Source organism: Pseudoalteromonas sp. HM-SA03, assembly GCF_002289345.1.
In the GTDB taxonomy this organism is placed as follows: Bacteria; Pseudomonadota; Gammaproteobacteria; order Enterobacterales; family Alteromonadaceae; genus Pseudoalteromonas.
This window is the reverse complement of sequence record NZ_NSDG01000048.1, coordinates 50,328-69,856: the sequence shown is the minus strand read 5'-3', so window position 1 is coordinate 69,856 and position 19,529 is coordinate 50,328. Positions and strand designations below refer to the sequence as shown.

Genomic DNA, 19,529 nt, shown 5'->3' with positions numbered 1-19,529 from the left:
AATTACATTGAGCTGTACTTTTCACGCAGCTGCTGGCGAACAAACTCAGCAACGGTGTTAAATACGAAAGTAAAAATAAACAATACAAAGGCAGCTAGGAATAGGATGCGATAGTGAGAGCTGCCAACTTCAGACTCCGGCATTTCCACCGCAATGTTTGCAGCAAGCGTACGCATACCTTGGAAGATACTCCAGTCCATGATTGGCGTGTTACCGGTTGCCATCAATACAATCATGGTTTCCCCTACGGCGCGGCCAAGACCCATCATTACCGCAGAGAAAATACCAGGACTTGCAGTCAGTAATACGACACGAACTAAAGTCTGCCATTGCGTGGCACCGAGTGCCAGTGAGCCATTTGAAAGATGCTTTGGTACGCTAAATACCGCGTCTTCTGCAATAGAGAAGATTGTAGGAATAACAGCAAAGCCCATCGCGATACCCACGACTAGCGAGTTACGCTGGTCGAATGTTAGACCTAACTCATTGGTTAGATACTGACGCACATTACCGCCAAACACCCAAGATTCAATTCCACCGCTCATGGCAAATGAAATCCAACCTACGATGAGCACCACGGGGATAAGCAAAATTGAATGCCAACCCTCTGGCACAACGTGTCTTACTTTTGCAGGTAACTTAGTCCAGCCAAATGCCGTTGCTATCATCGCGATTGGCAATAGCACCAATAAAGCAACCACGGCAGGTAGATGCGTTTCAATTAAAGGAGCAAGCCAAAGGCCCGCCAAGAAACCCAAGATAACCGTTGGTAGTGCTTCCATTATCTCGACTGTTGGTTTCACCACGCGGCGTAATTCACTCGACATGAAATAGGCGGTGTAGATTGCTGACGCTAATGCAATAGGAACAGCAAACAACATAGCGTAAAGTGCCGCTTTAATGGTACCGAATGAAATAGGCACTAATGAGAATTTCGATTCAAAGTCATCACTCGCAGAGGTTGACTGCCAAGTGTAAGCAGGTTCAGGATACCCTTCATACCACACTTCTTGCCACAGAGCAGACCAAGTTACTTCAGGGTGCTCATTGTGTAGCTCTACTACCGTTAACGTATCATCGGCAAGTAACAAAGCTGCATTAGCACGTGGCGCTACTGCAAACTTCTGTACTGCTTTATCAGTGACTTTACCTTGCCATAAGTGCGCTTCACTGGTGGTGTAGTATAGGCCGAATTGACCATTTTCGTTGGTCGTGAAGAAAGTACGACGATAATATTCACTGAATAGTTTGACCTGTTTGCTCTTTGGCGTCTCAAAAGAGCGGATTTTAGCAAACTGGCGTCCATCATCGGTATTGACTTCAAACCACTGTGAAACCTCACCGTTGTCGTTAGCCAGCATTAATGAGTTGGCGCCCGCCAGCAGGTTCATATCGACTAAGTTGGCATTTTCCTCGTTTGCTGCAAGCAATTGGAATAACTCAACTTCAGAAGCATAGCGAGAATCAAAGACGTAAACTTGATTTGCTGAGCGAACAAATGTGCGCGATGTGTCTGGAGAGATAAGTAACTCATCAACGCGACCATCAATATCTAGCTCGGTACGCTCAACCGCCCATTCAACCTCTCCAGTAAACATGTTTTCTTCTGCAACAAACGCGGCAAAAATCACACGTTTATCTGCAGTTTGTGCAACAACAGCAGTTTTGTCTTCGAAGTGACTAAAAGCGAATTTACGAATTGCTTGGCCTTGTTCATCAACAATCAGTTGCTTCGCATTAAGTGGATAGCTTAGGCGAGGGGTTAAAACACGTTGATTTCCTGGAAAGCTTACCGTGAACATCGGCTTCACAAGTTGTACCTGACCGTTATCCAGACCAAATGCATATTGCCCTAAGAAAGGCGCACTTTCTGCAAATGCTGTAACATTACCGTCAAGTTCAACATCCAATGTATCTAGTAATTTACCAGCGCTTTCACCTTTGATCTGGTAATAATCTACCGACCCTCTGCTGCCGAGCAAGTACGCAATTTCAGTTTGTTCTTCTACCCCTACACCTAAATATGTTTTGTCTTGTGTAAGTTGAATATCCATACGTTTTTCAACCTTTGCTGATTCAAAGATTGGTTGAACGACGTAAAGTAAGTAGAAGAAGATAAGTAAAAGTGCGACTAAGACCATTACTCCACCAGAAGTAATGCCAAATTGTGCAAACCTGTCTTTAAAGAGACGGCTTCTATCCGTTTTAAAGGATGGCTTTTGCGGATTTGAAGTCATCAATATACCCTTTGGTTTAAAAATTGGGGGCATTATATTTCATCAAGATGACAGTTGTGTTACACCTGAGACACAATTGAACTTTCTTCAATCGGTCTTGGCCTTCAAATTCATTATAAAAATAATGGAACTAATTGGCTTAAAAAGCGCTCTGATTGTTAGCCTAGAGTAAATACAAAATACCGTTGCATTTCTTTACATTAAGTGTTTCTGGACACTGGACAAAGTAAGTTTTTAGACTAGTCTAAATCATGCGCCGAATTCGTTTTTTCGCCCACGGGCGCCACAAAAAAAGAGACATGATATGAAGCAGTTAATATTAACACTTATAGGTAAGGACCGACCGGGTCTCGTTGAGGAAATCTCTTCCACCATTCTTTCTAACAATGGCAACTGGTTAACCAGTAACTTAAGCCACCTTGCGGGACAATTCGCAGGCATCGTACAGGTTGAAGTCGCTGAAGAACATTTGCAAGAAATACAAGATGCATTGCATAAATTGCCAGGTTTAGATGTGAGAGTTGAATCAGGCGAAAACTTGCAAGCGCAAGAAGAGCCAGACACATTGAATTTAATCATTACAGGCAACGATAGACCGGGAATTGTGCAAGAACTTGCTACGGTTATTCGCCACAAAGGTGCAAACATCACGCACCTCACTTCAAAACAACGGAGTGCGCCAAATTGGGGACTACCTATTTTCAGCGCTTTCGCAACCGTGACTTTACCTGCTGGTACGGTCAAAGAAAACGTAATCGAAGCTCTCGAGTCAATCACCAGTGATTTGATCGTGGACATAGAAGAAAGCTGAAACCTACACTACACTCATGATGGTTGAATGACAAACACGACAGGCGCGTTGTGTTTGTCATAATTATGTCACACCCCCTGCTTAAGCTGTAAAAATAAGCTGTACCTATGGAAAGAACCATGCAGGCCGTATCTCCAGAGCATAAAACTATCACGTACTTTGCCAAAGAATTAAGCTGGCTCTCTTTTAACGAACGCGTTTTACAAGAAGCCAAAGACCCAAGCAATCCAATCATCGAGCGGATCCGCTTTCTTGGTATATTTTCCAATAACTTAGACGAATTTTTCCAAGTTCGTGTTGCGGATGTAAAGCGCCGTATCCTATTAAATAATCTACCTGATACCAATTTCGATGAAGATGAAGTACTACTCGCCGATATTCAAAAGAAAGTATTGGAACTAGGTAAAAAGTTTAGTGTTATTTATGACCAGATCCTCATCGATTTAACTGAGCATCATATCCATATTAAGCAACCAGATGCGCTATCGGATTTCCACAAAAATTGGTTGGCCAACTACTTTAAAGACCAAGTACTGCCTCATCTATTGCCAATGATGATTAACGAAAGTAAGGACTATTCTGACAACATCAACGACACTATGACCCACCTATTTGTGGAGTTAAATGGCGAAAAGCAACATCATGCCTTTTTGGAAGTCCCGACTGACCGTCTGAACCGTTTTGTCCAGCTGCCACCAGAAAAAACCCGAAGACATAAAACTATCGTATTGCTCGATGACGTTATTCGATTTTTTATTGCCGATGTGTTTAAAAGCTTTTTCAAATTTGAGCGCATTGAAGCCTATTCGATGAAGCTCACTCGTGACGCTGAGTACAACTTAGATGATGAGCTAGAAGAAGGTGTGTTAGATACCATGTCTAAAGGCCTCAAACAGCGTTTATATGCCGAGCCGGTACGTTTAGTTTACGAAGAATCAATGCCTGAAGAAATGCTTAAGTTGATGAAAAAGCGTTTAGGGGTGACAGGTCAAGATGCCATGATCCCTGGCGGTAGATATCGCAATTTCAGAGATTTTATTTCTTTTCCAAATGTTGGGCGCGGCTATCTAGAAAACAAACCATTGCCGCCGCTTAAAAGTGCAGCCTTTTCAAAATATAGCAGCGTCTTTCGCGCGATTTCAGTTCAAGATATCTTGCTGTATTACCCCTACCACACCTTTAATCACATGTTGGAATATATCCGTCAAGCAGCGTTTGATCCTAGAGTGACACAAATCAAGGTCAACATTTATCGCGTGGCAAAGCAATCTCGGTTGATCGCTTCATTGATCAATGCGGCAAAGAATGGCAAAAAAGTCACCGTGATGGTTGAATTGAAAGCCCGCTTTGATGAGCAAAACAATATTGAATGGGCAAAACTCATGAGTGAATACGGTATTAAGGTCATGATTGGCATACCGGCGCTTAAGGTCCATAGTAAGCTTTGTGTGGTTCACCGTCGGGAAAAAGGCAAAATTGTCAAATATGCACACATAGGTACGGGTAACTTCCACGAAAAAACTGCTCGGATTTATACTGATTTCAGTCTGTTTACCAAACACCCAGATATTACGGAAGAATGTGATAGCGTGTTTCGCTTTATTGAGAGTAGTTATCTGCCGTTTAAATTCGAACACCTGATGATTTCACCCATCAATGCGCGTAGTCGAATTGTAGAGTTGATCGATGAAGAGATAACTCATGCAGAGCAAGGAAGAATAGGAAAAGTAACAATTAAGATCAATAATTTAGTTGATAAGCAGCTCGTTGATAAGCTTTACGAAGCATCACGTAAAGGCGTCAAGATCCGCCTCATTGTGCGAGGTATGTGTGCCCTTGTACCAGGCCTTACACAGTTTAGCGATAATATAAAGATCATTAGTATCGTCGATCGTTTCTTAGAGCACCCGCGAGTGATGATTTTCGATAATAACGGCGACCCCAAGGTGTATATTTCGTCAGCAGACTGGATGACCCGTAACCTCGACCACCGTGTTGAAGTAGGCACGCCTATTTATGCCGAGCATTTGAAGAAACTAATTATCGATATTATTGAACTGCAGTTTAAAGATCGCACCAAAGCCAGAATTATTGACGCCGAACAGAAGAATCTGTACGTTCGCCGAGGTAACCGTAAAAAAATTCGCTCTCAGATCGCGATTTATGACCATTTAAAAAAATGGGAGTTACACCAATTAAATGAAGCGAAAGAATAACCGTTGAGGAAGAATATATGCGCGACTACCCTTCTATTGCCGCAGTGGACTTAGGTTCGAATAGTTTTCACCTTGTTGTAGCAAGAGAAGTAGATGGTCGCCTTCAACTCCTCCATAAAGAAAAGCAGCGTGTGTACTTGGCCGCGGGCCTTGATGATGATTTTAATTTAAGTGACGACGCGATCGCCCGAGCATTAGATACCCTCTCGCAATTTGCGACGACACTACATGATTTTCCGAGAGAGTCCGTGCAAGTAGTAGCAACCTATACGCTGCGAAACTGCAAAAACCTTAATTATTTTCTCGCTAAGGCAAAACAAGTTTTTCCATATCCAATCAATGTGATTTCAGGCCAAGAAGAAGCTCGTCTTATTTACCAAGGGGTTGCCAATCATGAACATGACAGTCATAACCGCTTGGTTATCGACATTGGTGGAGGCAGCACAGAATTAGTTATTGGTCAGCACCTTACACACAAACTGTTAAGTAGCCGCAATGTGGGCTGCGTGACCATGCAAAAAGCCTACTTTGCCGACGGTAAGCTATCTGCAAAGCGATTCAAAAAAGCAGAAATAAAAGCAGAGCAACAAATTGAGAGTATTACCGCGGGCTACTTAAGACTAGGCTGGAATACCGTTATCGGTACTTCAGGTACTATTAAGGCGATTGCGGCCATGGTTCACGAACTCACTCAAACCGATGAAATTACCCTGCCTATTTTGGAGCAAATTAAGCAGTTATTTATTGATGCAGGGCACATAGATAACGTCTCCTTAAAAGCACTACCTGAAGAGCGAAAAACCAGTATTGCTGGCGGCCTTGCTGTATTGATAGCACTGTTTAGACAGTTAGGGCTCGAGCGCATGCGCCTTAGTGAATATGCATTGCGAGAAGGTTTATTGTTTGAAATGCATCAAACCGACGAGTTTGATATTCGTACCCGCACAATTAACACGTTCAGCGATCACTATAATATTGATAAGCAGCATGCCGAAAATATTTGTGAAACCATCAAGCTGTTTACCACGCAACTAAAAGAGCACTGGCAACTATCCCCTTATGATGTCGAAATGTTATGTTGGGCAGCAAAACTCCACGAAGTTGGGCTTGCCATTAACTCTTCCGGCATGCATAAACACGGCGCTTATATTGTCAGGCACAGTCAACTTCCGGGCTTTACTCAAGCCCAGCAATTAAGGCTAAGTGCACTTTTACGCTTTTATCGAAAAAAGATAAAAATGCCAGAGTTAACAGAGTTAATCGACGAAGAACTAACACACTTTAACCGTGTTTTGGCTGTGTTTCGTCTCAGCGTTTTAGTAAACCAAAAACGCCAACAAGACCAACTTCCCGAATTAAGTATTACAGCCGTTGATAATGCTTTGATACTTCACATTGCAACTGAGTGGCTCGAGTCACATTCGTTGTTTCAAGCTGATTTAGAGCAAGAACAAAACTATTTAAAAACAATAGGTATTCAGTTTAACCTGAGCTTTGGATAAGTAATCGTTGGCTATTGGAAGAGAATTCAATGCAGTTAGGGCTAAAGTAGATTGCTAGAAAAACGCTAATTATCCACAACTCAGGTTACTTACCTTCTCACACTGTCAGGTGAGAACTACAGTTCATCACCTGCCACAATAGAGAGGATTTCATCTGCGTAGGCTCGGCTAGAAAGTGCCATATCATAAAGGTAATTGGTCGGTGTTGCAGGTCGAATGGCTTGTAAAATAAGCTCTGCCTCTCGCCAGTCGTTGAGCTCAATTTCAAATGCTAAACGTAGCGCTCCACCAAGCAACCCTTGATAACTCAGTAACGCGCTGGAAAGCGAATCATCGAGAGAAAACTCAGCCGCAATCACAGATAAATCCACATCAAGGATCACATCAAGGATGGATATAAGACCAAGCAAATAGCCGGTTTCTGCCATTTCTTCACCCCCAGGCTGCAAAAATGTTTCCACAAACTTAGCACGAGTTAACCCCATTCTTGTCAGCTCACTGGGTTTATCTGAACCCAATTCGCTCAACGCGAGTACTTTAACAAACTGCCTAATTGCATCTTCACCTAAATACACAACCGCCTGAGAGATAGACTTAATTTCTAATCTGTCTTCACCTGCTTTCGCGTTCGCAAGTTTAAGCAATCGCGTGGTTAAACTCAGATCTTTGCTTACTCTAGTTTGTATTTCTTTGAAGCATAAAGACTTTCTGGCTGTTGCTTGTAGCAGCTGAAACACCACCATTTTCGACGGTTCTACGTTGCCATGGTTGAGCATTTCAGGCTTGGCGAAAAAGAAACCTTGAAAAAAGTCTGCTCCAGATGATTTGATGATCTCGAACTCTTCTTTTGTTTCAATACGCTCAACAATAACCTTAATATCTGGATACTGACGCTTGAGCTTTTTTACCGCCATATTGGTTTTTATAATTGGCTGATCAACCTCAATTTTGACGAATTCCATGAGTGGTAACAACGGCTCCCATTTTGACGTGCCGTCGTAGTCATCTAGCGCAAATCGGTAGCCTTTCTCTGTTAACTTAGTCACCGTATTTACCAGTGAAGGAATATTTTTAGAACGCTCAACGATTTCCACCACTATTTTCTGTGGCGCTAATAAGCTTGGTAACTCCTGCAGTAACGATTCGTCGGATAGGTTTATAAAGGCAAGCCGCCCCGCAGCCAAACGGTCTACACCGATAAACATTAAGGAGTTAAAAAACATTCGCCCAGTCGCTTGCCCATCGCTCACCCCAACTGGGAAAGCATTGTTATCTGAGTCTCTGTAGAGCAACTCATAGGCAAAGACTTCTTGATCTGGCCGTAAAATGGCCTGTCGTGCAATATACTGCACTGCTGATTTACGTACTTCAGTCACCGGACCACTCATTAACATTCGTATCCTTTACTAAGTAAAAGGAAACCACGTATCACGGAGCGTATAATATGGTAACGCGCCGAGCAATAAAAAATTTTCGCTATTTTACAACACTTATAACTAAAAGTTACCAACTTATTAAACTAAGTCCTTATAAAGAGTAGGCTTTTAATTCACAGAATGCCAGTGGCTTGCCTGTCTAAGAAAAGTTAAGCTAAGATGAGTGCATGAAGCAAGTTTTGATAGTCTGGTTATTTGCCTTTGCCGGTTTGACTAAGGCAGAGCAAGTCCCCTACTTAAAGTACAGTTTAAGTGGCTCGGGAAGCTTTTACCCTTATTTTACTCACAGCGAAGATGCGCCTGGGATCCTGCCCGAAATGGTGGAAGCCATTTTAGTAAAAGCAAAGATTAAAGGCGAAAACCTGCTTCTCCCAGCAAAGCGCACCAATTTTTATTTAGAGAAGCAACAAATTGATTTTGATATCATCAGTCCAGATTGGCTGAACGAGCAGCAAAAGCAAGACGATAGATTTATCTACTCAGACCCTATCCTTCCTATTAAAGAGTACGTCGTTACTCGCCAGTCTCAACCACCTGTATTAACTCTAGCGGGTATCGAAGTTGGCACAGTGAGAGGCTACTACTACCATGATGACCAACTATTCGAGCGGGTTGATTTCGCATCCGAAAAAGAATTACTGCTGGCCTTAAATTTGCGCCGGATTGAACATATTATTATTGGCGATTTACCCGCATTATATTGGTCAGAACAACTTGGCATTGCATTTAGCTTCAACCAACTACATTCAGAAGGGATGTTGCAGCTACGCCTGTTAGCTAAGCATCAAGGATTGCTTAAGCGGATAAATCAAGCTATCGCACAACTTAAACTCTCTGGTGAAATCGAAAAAATAGAACAACAGTATATTTCACAATTACCTATACACGCAAAAGGTGGCAGATAACCTCTGCTCTGAAGATAGATCAAGTTATACGCATAAATTCCTCCCATAAATTGAGCATCAATTGACGCATTTGGTATAATGGCGCTTTTACAGCTTGGGAAATCATTATGACTATCGCTGCCGCGCTTGCTGAGCGCAGTAACAATCAATGTGAGCTATGTACCTCAACGAATGGTCTCGAAGTATACGAAGTACCACCAGTCGCCGAGGCGCATTCTGACAAATGTGTTTATCTTTGTAGCCAGTGCAAACCACAGGTTGAAGGTCAACAGGATATCGAAGCCAACCATTGGCACTGTTTAAACGATAGTATGTGGAGCCAAGTTCCTGCTGTTCAGGTTGTTGCCTACCGTATGCTTAAGCGCCTTGCGCCGGATAATGGCTGGGCTCAAGATGCATTGGACATGTTGTATCTAGAAGATGAGACTCGAGCATGGGCTGATCAAGCACTTGCAGAGGATGACGACCTTGTTCACCTAGACAGTAACGGGGTGAAGCTGAGCGCTGGTGACACAGTGACCTTGATTAAAGACTTGGATGTTAAAGGTAGTAGCCTAGTTGCAAAACGCGGCACTGCGGTACGTAACATTCGCCTCTCGCCTTCAAACCCAGAGCATATTGAAGGCCGTGTAGAAGGTCAAAACATCGTTATTTTAACAAAGTTTGTTAAGAAATAACGACGCCCTAAGATAAACTGCTAAGTCTCTTCAATACTTTATCGACTAGGGCCTGTTGATCTTTGCTGTTTGATTTTTGTTCTCCTGAGTGTGTTTTGGTCGCGACGCTCGACTTGCCGCCTAGTAATCTAGGCAAAAGTTGAGCAACAATGAACAAAGCGCACTCAGGTGAACCCAAAGGGCAGCGCTTGATTAGCATTTCTACTGTGTTATCGCCTGACTCACATAGAATAACTATGCTACGCAGGCTCTGCCTTGTACAAATACCAATCAAACTGCTGCAAGAACAAACTTGAAAGGTAAACAGGCCCTAGATAGCTTAGCAGTTTATTTTTACTATTCTTCTACTAATTGAATGCTGCGATAAAACGCACCATCACCCTCAGCCAATAACGAAACCAGCTCAGGCAACACTTTATCCATAGTTTTCTTTAAGGTCCAAGGCGGATTGATCACCATCATTCCTGAAGCCGTCATGCCTCGTTCTTGGGTATCTGCGCGGGTGGCAAGTTCAAACACTTGAATATTACGCACTCCAGATTCAATCAGGCTCGACTCCATTGCATCAATGCGTTCACGGTCAACAACGGGATACCAGATCATATAGACGCCGGAATCAAACTTTTTGTGCGCTTTTATAATGCTTTTGACCGCAACATCATAATCGGATTTGATTTCATAAGGAGGATCCATTAGCACACAGGCTCTACGTGAAGCCGGAGGCACCAATCCTAATAGCCCTTTAAAACCATCACTCCCAGTGACGCGTAGTGACTTTTTATGTGCCGTATTTTGCTTTAACAGCTCAAGATCTTTTGGATGTAGCTCAAAAAACCAGCCGTTATCCTGACGACGCAAGAAGTGCTCTGCCACCTTAGGGGAACCGGGATAATGGCTTAGTTTATCGCCTTCGTTAAAAGACTTGATTAGTGCCACATAATCGCTAATTGCCGACACGGGTCCTGAATAATTCCAAAGCTTAGCGATGCCTTGCAGATATTCCTGAGTTTTTTGTGCATCACTGCTCGCTAGCTCGAAAAAACCAGCGCCAGAGTGCGTATCCACGTAATCGTATGGCTTATCTTTTTTAGCCATGTATGACAAAGCTTCTGCTAATACTAAATGTTTGATCACATCGGCAGGGTTTCCTGCATGAAAAGAATGTCGGTAACTGAGCATAACCCCGCCTTGATAAAAATAATAACAACACAGGTAAATAAACCTGAGCTAAATTTGAGCAATGATTCATCAATTTTTAACTTTAGACTGAATCACTTCTGAACAAAATATTCCAATATCGGCATTATCTCTTAAAAGTTGAGAAAAATCAGCAGAAAGTCGCGTAAACACTAGCATCCTTAGCCGCTTTGTTTTACATTTGCATGACAAATCACAGTCATATGAGCGCATTAATGAATAACCAAGATCTCCAAAAACTCGACCAGTTGATTGACCAACTTTTGAGCCAAAATAACCAGTTAAAAACGGAAGTTTCAGCACTGAAAGAACAAAATCAAAAACTCATCGATGAAAATGAAACCCTACAGCTTGAAATGCTAGAAAGCGAAGAAAAGCAAAAAGAATTTAGTTCATCTTTATCTGGCCTACTTGATAAGTTGCAAACTCAACAGGCTAGCTAATGTCTGAGCAGAATAACCAAGTAACAGTGACGTTACTTGGCAAGTCACATCAATTTGCATGTGCGCCAGATCAAGAAGAAGCGCTGCATAACGCCGTAGCGCTTTTAGACCGACGTGTAGAAGAAATGCGTAAACGCTCAACCGTTCGCAATGATCACAATGCGTTACTACTCGCAGCCTTACACCTTTGTCATGATTTACAAGCATTGGAAGCAAAGCAACAGCAAGATGCAGAGTTCGTTTCCACGCTCATCGACAAGTTAGTGCTGCCTGCAGGCGAATAATGCCGACATACTGGAGCAAACCTATCTTACGTAGTATCTCTCTAGTTTGGGGTCNTGGCGGCGAGTTTTCAAAGTACTGCCGCCAATGCTAATCAGTTCCATAAAATCAATGACGCGGTTTATTTTATCAAAGGAAAAGATAGCGCTTTACAGCCCAACCAAGCTTTAGTTATCGGCAAGCAGTGCGCGCTACTGGCATCCATACATGGCGACCTTGTCACCACAGAGGCCTTGATCCACGAATTAGAAAAGCGCCTCACCGTTCCGCTTTGTTACGTAATCTCTTTGCATGCCGATATCAAACAAGACACCAGCATAGTGCTACTCAAGCATGCTTATCCAAATTTACAATGGCTAAGCCCAACGGCAACATCAGCCAACGCATTGACGAGGGCCTTTCACTCACAGCTTGAGCTTTTTAACCAAAGCGTCATGCTTAGTGAAAATCGTATCGCGTCTCTAGAACCGAGTGAACGGCCGAAATGGCAAGCCAAACTTGCACTGGCAAAAAGTAGAATTGCAACGTGGTCCAAGCTCGCCACACAAGCGCCATCAAGTAAAGCCATTGATAACGCGCCTAAAACCGTGGAGCTAGGAGGTGTAGTGGTTGAGCTTACTCAAGTCACGGGCTTTAGCGGTCATGACATCAGTGTTTATCTGCCAAAATATCAAGGCTTGATAGCAGGTTATAGCGTGGATCAGATCCCACTTGCGCATTTACCGCATACTACACAGTGGCAACAAGCGATTATTCACTTTAATCGCTATGCACTCGATTGGATATTACCAGCAACAGGAAAACCCTACCGTCCTGAAATGCTGGCCACTCCAGCACAATTTTTGGCTTTATTAGCGTTACAAGATACTCAGCAAGTGGTTGAAAAGATAAGCATTCTATATCCAAATAAACACATGCAGCAACGCGCGTTATTACAGTGGCAACACTTTCAGCAGCAAAGAAATTTTGAATAAAACTTAACCTCTCGGTATAGTTAAAGGATGAACAGAGTATTAATACAGCTAAGCGGGTTAATATTATTAACCATGCTCTCTGGGTGTAAAAGCAGTAGCAGTCCACAGGTGAGCAGGCAAGCCATTTTGTCGGCTCTCACTCAAGTGCCCGTAGAAAAGCCAGTCACGTCTCCTGCTATCGTTGAGGTAGAACCTCCCAAAATCACTACCGTTAAAGCCCCCCTCAGAGACGATGATTTATGGCAACACATACGCCAAAAGCTCAGTTTTAATACTGCATCTCACCCAAGGCTTGATAAGCGCATAAAATGGTATTTATCACAGCCTAATTATCTCAATGTGGTAAATAAGCGCGCCGCCCCCTACTTTTATCACGTAGTAAAAAAGGTAGAGCGCAAAGGTCTTCCTATTGAAATCGCATTACTTCCTTTTGTCGAAAGTGACTTTAGACCAAAGGCCAAATCGCAACAAAATGCTGTTGGAGTTTGGCAACTAGTGGATGCCACTGCCTACCATTTCGGCATCAAGAAAGACGAATGGTATGACGGTCGACAGGATGTGTTAGCATCGACTGACGCCGCGCTTGATTATTTGCTGTATTTGCATGAACGCTTTGATGGCGACTGGCTTCACGCGCTTGCAGCCTACAATAGTGGTGAAGGGCGCGTCAAAAAGGCCATCGCAAAAAATAGAAAAGCAGGAAAGTCGACCCACTTTTGGCACTTAACATTACCAAAAGAAACCGCAGACTACGTGCCCAAACTCTTAGCGCTCAGTCACTTACTAAAAACCTCACCCAAGGGTTTTAAGATACCAAGTTTGCCCAACAAGGCCACTACCTCGATACTTGATATTGGCCAGCAATTTGACGTCAACCAACTGGCTAAACTCAGTGGTATCAAAAAGCGTCAACTATACGCACTCAATCAAGGGATCTTAAAACATAGAAGCTCTCCAAACGGTCCGCACAAAGTGTTATTACCATTATCCGAGCAAGCATTATTGAAAAGTGCATTTTTCAGGGAAAACTTCAGCCAAGGCTACACAGTCAAAGCTAACGACACACTCTACCGCATCGCATTAAATGCAGGGATGAGTGTTAGTGCACTAAAAGCGCTGAACAATAAGCGCTCTGATTTGATCCGAGTTGGCGAAAAGCTATTAGTTTCCGAGAGTAATGAGCAGTTAGACTTACTCATCGACTATGACGTAAGCCCTTATATTAAAGAAATAAAAGCCAAGCCCATGCCTCAAGTGGAACATCACCACACCATAAAACAAGGCGAGTCATTGTGGACCATCAGCCGTCACTACAAGGTCGCGGTAAAAGATTTATTAAATTGGAATTCACTCACGGCACAGAGTCTATTAAAACCTGGCAAAGTGTTAATGGTGTTTTTACCAGCTCCTGCTGCACCAAAAAGCAATAAGACTCAACCAGCAAGCTCCTCAATCTCTAGCATTGAAGCGCTCCAATCAATACTGCGCCATGGCAAGCCAAAGCAAAGTGAGAGCCCAAATTAAAGGGATAGACTTGCGTCCAAGAAGCGCACTCACGTAAACTACACGCTTTACAGGTGGATGCTAAATGGCGTCACCGAACACTATTTATTTAAGGTTTACTTATGCAAATTGCAAAGAACACAGTGGTAGAGTTTCACTACACACTTCACGAAGGTGACAGCCAAATCGAATCAAGCAAAGAAGGCGAGCCACTAAACTACCTACACGGTACTGAAGGCATGCTACCAGGTCTTGAAAGTGAACTTGAAGGTAAAACCGGTGGCGATAGCTTTACGGTAACCCTAACGCCAGAGCAAGCTTATGGCGAATATCAAGAAGGTCTAGTACAGCGCATTCCTATTAAGCACCTTCAAGGTCTTGGTGACAGCAAAGTTTGGAAGCCAGGCATGACTGCTATTGTCGATTCAAACCAAGGTCGTCATCAGGTTAAGGTAGTAAAAGTAGGACGCTTCAATGCGGATTGTGACTTAAACCACCCATTCGCAGGCAAAACGCTAACGTTTGATGTTGAGATCCTTTCTGTACGCGAAGCAACCGCAGAAGAAATTTCACATGGTCACGTACACGCTGCTGGCGGCTGCGGACACTAATGATGAACCAAGTTGCCATCGTTACCGGTGGCAGCTTTGGCATTGGCGCCGCCATTGTCAACAAGCTGCTATCGCAACAATACAGCGTTTATAACCTCGATATTCAGCCCAGTGAACAAGGGATTTTTCGCCATTGTGACGTCAGTAAAGTCGCCGATGTAAAAGCAACAATTGCAGATATAGTTGCAGAAACAGGGCAAATAGATGCACTCGTTTCAAACGCGGGGAAACATCTGAGTGCAACAATCGAAGATACCGACGAAGCCACACTTGACGCCCTTTTTGCATTGAATGTGAAAGGCGCTTACGCTGCCATTCAAGCCGTATTACCAAGCATGAAATCACAAGGTAGCGGTAGCATCGTATTGATGTCTTCGGATCAGGCAGTTATTGGTAAACCTAACTCCTTCGCTTATAACTTGTCTAAATGTGCGCTTGCTTCGATGGCGAAAACCACAGCATTGGATTACGCCAAATTTAACATTCGCGCGAATGCAGTGTGCCCTGGCACAATTGAAACTCCGTTATTCCATCATGCCATTGATAGTTACTGCGCGCGCAGCGGCGCTGATAAAGCTGAAATCGTTGCAGAAGAAGCCCAGTTGCAACCATTGGGTAGATTAGGGCAACCGCAAGAGGTTGCTGCGCTGGTCGCTTTCTTGCTAAGTGAGGATGCGAGTTTTATCACAGGTAGCCTACAAAGCATTGATGGCGGTTATACCGCACAGTAAAAAAGGAATGCGTGATGAGTCTGAGAATTATTGATAGCCACCTACACTTTTTCGATTTAACGTTAGGACAATATTCTTGGCTCAAGCACAACCCACCCGCTTGGCCTAATCTGGAAAAAATAAGACAGACCCATACCCTTGCTAGTCTTCCCCACCATTCACAATTTACACTCGAAGCCTTAGTGCATGTGGAAGCCGGTTTTGATAATCAAAATCCCATCAACGAATTACATTGGTTAACTCAGGAACTAGGCAGCTTTCCTTTTAAAGCCGTCGGCTACGCCCCTATTAACGCGACGCCTGAGCAATTTAGCGCAGCCATAGCGCATTTAGCACACCCTCATCTCGTGGCGATAAGAGACATCACCGAGGGCAGTGACAGCCAACGTTTATCCGCGCCTTTTGTGCTCGAAAATCTCACCTGTCTTGCCGAGCATGGACTACATTTTGAGGCGCAATTAGAATTTACACAAAGCGAAAAAGTCGACCTTTTATTACAACTTGCAGAACAAGAAGCTGACCTTAAAATCGTATTTAACCATGCAGGGTTTATTGACGCCACCAGCCCTTGTACAGATATATTAAGGCGCATTGGAGCGCTTAACAATGTCATGATCAAGTGCTCTGGCCACGAGATGTTAGCAAGCCCACTGACACTCACTGAGTGGCTTACACACTTAATCACACATGTGGGAGAAGAGAGCCTAATGCTAGGTTCGAATTATCCGGTTTCTCTTATGCAAAAAAGCTATTGGCAAATATGGCAGGATTACTTAGAAATAGTAGGCATATCATCAACTTGGCATAAACTCAGCCGAGACAATGCCAAACGTTGCTATGGATTATGAGCGGATCTGAACAAGATCGTAAGCAACTAGCTCAGGTACAATGCGCTGTAGTTTTTCTTCCGTTTGATCTAAGGTGTTTAAGCACTCGCAATATTCTGCCGCTTTTTCTTCTAATTGATGGGCTTTTTTCTGCAACGATTTATCTATCTCTTTCGAAATAATCTCCATGCGTTGCCCCATATCGTTAATGCGATCTTCGATATTCCCTTCACGAGATTTAAACGCATCCCCCAAAGAGACTAAAATAGAGCCCAACGAACCATGAACAGCTGAGTGAATTTTTTGGCTGATCTCTTTAGTAAAAAAATCATCAATTTTAGAAAGTGATTGTGGTGCGATAAAAAAGAAATCATCTCCACGCTTAAACTTATCCATCAGCGCGCGTTCAACGTATTGCAACTGCGTTTTGAGCACTTCAGGTTCTTTGTCAGACATCCCCTCAACCACTTGCTCAATCGCACTCAACCCAAGGTTTACGCCATCGGTCGCCAGATTAACCAGCTCAGGAACGGTATCCCGTATTCCTATAGAATACTCGCGCACAACTTTCTCCCCTTCCTGATCTAACTCAATCCAGCGGCCTAAAATAAAAAGCTGACTATCATTGTTGATTTGGATTCGAGTCTGACCATCATCAACGATACGAATTTCGTTGTCTGTGATGATAAGGCCATGTCCAAGTTCAACATCACACTTATTTTTTGCATGTACGGAAGACGTCAATACGGCACAAGACAAGGCTATCGCGCTGAGTAATCGATTCATATGGCCTCCTGTGTGCAGAATATAAGACGGGAAAGGGGTGTTTCAGGAGAGTACCAAAAGATCAAACAATCCCAAAGCCATTTTAGACGGATGAAAGTAACAAGCTATGTCTGACTTGGCAATGCTAGAGAGCCATAGGCGTTAGCATCAAAGGCAGTAGCAATATCACTAATAAGGGCTATTGATAGTATCTCACTAACCTGACAAAGGCATCCGCAGTTTTAATGGTTGGATTATTTTTACCATCAGCAAACTGATACACCCAAGCAAACTGGGGTTGGTTAGTTTGGGTCGTTGCCGACCAATAATTATTACTTTTGGTCGTTGGAAATACCGTTATGTTTATCGCTGGAGTCACACACTCGTGATACACAATACTGGCAAGTTCTTTAACGTTAGGCACTTGCCAGTCTGTAAACCCTGCAAATTGGTCTTCGTTGGCAACCGCCAATGCCTGCTGCCAAGTAAGTTGCTGAGCATTGTCTTCACAGCTTTGAGAAGTCGCGTTATAACTTTGCCCAAAGTTGCAGCGCTGCCACATTAATCCGGTTTGGCTATCCTGCACTGTACCGTCGTTGTTTATCGTATAGCGGCTGGTATTGGAGCCGGTACCAACGCAAGTTTGCGCTTGGCAAACAGCCGTGAATGACAGAGTAAATAGTATAGTTGCAATAATTTTCATACCACGCTCCCTAAGGATTCCTAACCAACCTAACAAATGCGCTGCTAGACTTTTCTACTGCAAAATCATTGCCCGTATCCATGTCGATAACATAAGCCCTTCTCAGCGTGCCACCAGTCCCATCTAAACTCGACTGCAAGGTCCAGTAATAGCGATGACCAAGTGTTGTTGTGCTAGGTAAGTTAAGGAAAAGCGCCTCATCTATCACCGCAGCGCTTGCACTGCCGTAATCTAGTAGCCCAAGTAGTTCCATATATGTTGGTAAACGCCAATTGTTACCACCACAGTAACTTTGCTCTCCAACTGCGGGGTTATTCACTTCATCAATCAAAGCTTGAATACCACAGTGACTATCCTGCGGGCAGGTTGTATTTGCTGCGGCCTGCACACTCCCCTCGGCAATCGCTCCATCTACCTCAACATACCAGGTATAACTATTTTGTGCGTTGCGAGAAGAAGTATTTGGCAATGTGCCCGAACTTGCTTCTTTCACTTCCCAAATAAGTCCCGTGACGTTATCACGAACGCAAGCAAAGTCCGTAGCGTCATCAGGCAGCTCATCCGCAAAGCGATTTAGTTTGGTAAAGTCAAATCCAGCTCGACCACTGCCTTCCTTCGCCACCTGAGTGGCAAAATAATCACGCCCACGCTGCGCATCTTGAGCCGTAAACTGCGTCATGCTACAGGTGATCACATCCGTATTGTTAAAACACGCGGTTTGGCCACTGTCGTTTAGTTTACCCAATGGCTTTTTCTCGATATCAATGCGCACGGTATCAGCAGCAGAGCGGTTTTGCGAGTCAGTAACGGTCAGCTCAAATTCCACTTGCGACAAAATATTTTGATCTGGTGCGTTAAAGGTTGTTGAACACCCAGTAGTAGAACTTAACGCTATCTGAGAGCCTGACGTCACCTGCCACCATACACATTGTTTCTGACCAGATACAGTATCACTGTTTGAACCATCAAGCGTGACCTTATCAAACTCTTGCACTTGCTGATCGCCCCCAGCATCTGCCACTACCACATCCGAATTCGCAAGTAGTCCGAGGGTAAACTGGGTACTGGCTTGTCCGCCTTCATCATCAGTAACCGTCAACTGCCAAATTGACGCCTGAGCACCAGCCAATAACGGATGGACAAAAGATAAAGTAGCAGTATTCAAGCCCGTTGGCTGTATTGTTGTGGGACCACTTATTTGCTGCCATTGATAAGCAACCACTTGGCCATTTTCGTCTGGATCGGAAGAGCCTGCGCCACTGAGGACAATAGTATCTTTATATTTAGCAGGCAGTGTTTCTGGTGCACTTTGGCTGATACTAGGTATAGGTAATTGATTGTTAGATTTGATAGCAACCGTCACTTGGTCGCTTGCAAGACTGCCATCTGGCGCAACATAGTCAACCTGAATAAGTAAATTGACATCGGCTTTGATATCCGGCGCAACAAAAGCGGCTTGTTGCTCAGTGATTGGAAATTCACTGACGTTTGCACCAGAGATTACTTGCCAGTTAAAAGTACCACCTGCAGGTGATGCTTGAGCATTCAAGGTGACTTCTGTTTTTTCAGTTACTTGGATATCAGCACCCGCATTAACCGACGCACTGACTTGACTCGGTTCATCACTCCCAGAGCCTCCGCCACAACCCGTTAATAATAGCGCAAGTACAACCCAACTTCCCTTGAATGCATTCATATTATTCCTTATG

At 43.7% G+C, this 19,529-nt stretch carries 19 protein-coding genes; 12 read left to right on the top strand and 7 right to left on the bottom strand.

The genetic code is table 11. The features are described from left to right. Positions 1 to 2 precede the first annotated feature (2 nt). Positions 3 to 2,237, bottom strand: coding sequence for an ABC transporter permease subunit (locus tag CKO50_RS10115; RefSeq protein ID WP_095728055.1), 2,235 nt, complete (start codon positions 2,235 to 2,237; stop codon positions 3 to 5). Between the two features lie 304 nt (positions 2,238 to 2,541). Between CKO50_RS10115 and CKO50_RS10110 the strand changes: the two genes are divergently transcribed. The 3 genes from CKO50_RS10110 (at position 2,542) to CKO50_RS10100 (ending at position 6,766) form a co-directional block, all read left to right on the top strand. Continuing rightward, positions 2,542 to 3,048, top strand: a complete 507-nt coding sequence (locus tag CKO50_RS10110; RefSeq protein ID WP_095728054.1) for a glycine cleavage system protein R — start codon at positions 2,542 to 2,544, stop codon at positions 3,046 to 3,048. A gap of 119 nt (positions 3,049 to 3,167) precedes the next feature. Continuing rightward, on the top strand, positions 3,168 to 5,264 hold the full coding sequence (ppk1, locus tag CKO50_RS10105) for a polyphosphate kinase 1 (protein ID WP_095728053.1): 2,097 nt from the start codon (positions 3,168 to 3,170) through the stop codon (positions 5,262 to 5,264). 17 nt (positions 5,265 to 5,281) lie between these two features. Next, complete coding sequence (locus tag CKO50_RS10100; RefSeq protein WP_095728052.1) at positions 5,282 to 6,766, top strand: exopolyphosphatase; 1,485 nt, start codon at positions 5,282 to 5,284, stop codon at positions 6,764 to 6,766. Positions 6,767 to 6,882: 116 nt separating this feature from the next. On the opposite strand, the gene CKO50_RS10095 is transcribed toward CKO50_RS10100, so the two are convergent. Further along, complete coding sequence (locus tag CKO50_RS10095) at positions 6,883 to 8,160, bottom strand: EAL and HDOD domain-containing protein (protein ID WP_095728051.1); 1,278 nt, start codon at positions 8,158 to 8,160, stop codon at positions 6,883 to 6,885. 209 nt (positions 8,161 to 8,369) lie between these two features. On the opposite strand from CKO50_RS10095, the gene CKO50_RS10090 reads away from it, so the two are divergent. After that, positions 8,370 to 9,107 (top strand): ABC transporter substrate-binding protein, encoded by a 738-nt coding sequence (locus CKO50_RS10090; protein WP_095728050.1) that lies wholly within the window; start codon positions 8,370 to 8,372, stop codon positions 9,105 to 9,107. Between the two features lie 107 nt (positions 9,108 to 9,214). Continuing rightward, positions 9,215 to 9,784, top strand: a complete 570-nt coding sequence (locus tag CKO50_RS10085) for an alkylphosphonate utilization protein (RefSeq protein ID WP_095728049.1) — start codon at positions 9,215 to 9,217, stop codon at positions 9,782 to 9,784. Between the two features lie 7 nt (positions 9,785 to 9,791). Here CKO50_RS10085 and CKO50_RS25110 read toward each other — a convergent pair whose 3' ends face one another. Both CKO50_RS25110 and CKO50_RS10075 read right to left on the bottom strand, forming a co-directional pair. Further along, entirely contained in the window at positions 9,792 to 9,983 is a 192-nt protein-coding gene (locus CKO50_RS25110) for a hypothetical protein (RefSeq protein ID WP_095728048.1), read from the bottom strand. 137 nt (positions 9,984 to 10,120) lie between these two features. Continuing rightward, the gene (locus CKO50_RS10075) at positions 10,121 to 10,963 is read right to left on the bottom strand and encodes a 23S rRNA (adenine(2030)-N(6))-methyltransferase RlmJ (protein WP_095728047.1); all 843 of its coding nucleotides are present in this window, start codon (positions 10,961 to 10,963) and stop codon (positions 10,121 to 10,123) included. A gap of 233 nt (positions 10,964 to 11,196) precedes the next feature. Between CKO50_RS10075 and CKO50_RS10070 the strand changes: the two genes are divergently transcribed. The 7 genes from CKO50_RS10070 (at position 11,197) to CKO50_RS10040 (ending at position 16,373) form a co-directional block, all read left to right on the top strand. Next, entirely contained in the window at positions 11,197 to 11,424 is a 228-nt protein-coding gene (locus CKO50_RS10070) for a hypothetical protein (RefSeq protein WP_045964864.1), read from the top strand. Further along, on the top strand, positions 11,424 to 11,708 hold the full coding sequence (locus CKO50_RS10065) for a cell division protein ZapA (protein ID WP_010607148.1): 285 nt from the start codon (positions 11,424 to 11,426) through the stop codon (positions 11,706 to 11,708). Before CKO50_RS10070 ends, CKO50_RS10065 begins: the two co-directional genes overlap by 1 nt. Before the next feature lie 231 nt (positions 11,709 to 11,939). After that, positions 11,940 to 12,680 (top strand): hypothetical protein, encoded by a 741-nt coding sequence (locus CKO50_RS10060; RefSeq protein WP_255229514.1) that lies wholly within the window; start codon positions 11,940 to 11,942, stop codon positions 12,678 to 12,680. 108 nt (positions 12,681 to 12,788) lie between these two features. After that, complete coding sequence (locus CKO50_RS10055; RefSeq protein ID WP_095728046.1) at positions 12,789 to 14,204, top strand: LysM peptidoglycan-binding domain-containing protein; 1,416 nt, start codon at positions 12,789 to 12,791, stop codon at positions 14,202 to 14,204. Positions 14,205 to 14,305: 101 nt separating this feature from the next. Further along, the gene (locus CKO50_RS10050; protein ID WP_010607145.1) at positions 14,306 to 14,794 is read left to right on the top strand and encodes a peptidylprolyl isomerase; all 489 of its coding nucleotides are present in this window, start codon (positions 14,306 to 14,308) and stop codon (positions 14,792 to 14,794) included. A 2-nt stretch (positions 14,795 to 14,796) separates the two neighbouring features. Next, entirely contained in the window at positions 14,797 to 15,525 is a 729-nt protein-coding gene (locus tag CKO50_RS10045) for an SDR family NAD(P)-dependent oxidoreductase (protein ID WP_095728091.1), read from the top strand. A 14-nt stretch (positions 15,526 to 15,539) separates the two neighbouring features. Then, on the top strand, positions 15,540 to 16,373 hold the full coding sequence (locus CKO50_RS10040) for an amidohydrolase (protein ID WP_095728045.1): 834 nt from the start codon (positions 15,540 to 15,542) through the stop codon (positions 16,371 to 16,373). Here the strand turns inward: CKO50_RS10040 and CKO50_RS10035 are convergent. From CKO50_RS10035 to CKO50_RS10025, 3 genes are all read right to left on the bottom strand, one after another. Further along, entirely contained in the window at positions 16,368 to 17,138 is a 771-nt protein-coding gene (locus tag CKO50_RS10035) for a YggN family protein (RefSeq protein WP_095728044.1), read from the bottom strand. The genes CKO50_RS10040 and CKO50_RS10035 overlap by 6 nt on opposite strands. A gap of 178 nt (positions 17,139 to 17,316) precedes the next feature. After that, positions 17,317 to 17,820, bottom strand: coding sequence for a DUF1566 domain-containing protein (locus tag CKO50_RS10030; protein WP_095728043.1), 504 nt, complete (start codon positions 17,818 to 17,820; stop codon positions 17,317 to 17,319). A 10-nt stretch (positions 17,821 to 17,830) separates the two neighbouring features. Continuing rightward, positions 17,831 to 19,516, bottom strand: a complete 1,686-nt coding sequence (locus tag CKO50_RS10025) for a DUF1566 domain-containing protein (RefSeq protein WP_095728042.1) — start codon at positions 19,514 to 19,516, stop codon at positions 17,831 to 17,833. Between the last annotated feature and the right edge of the window lie 13 nt (positions 19,517 to 19,529).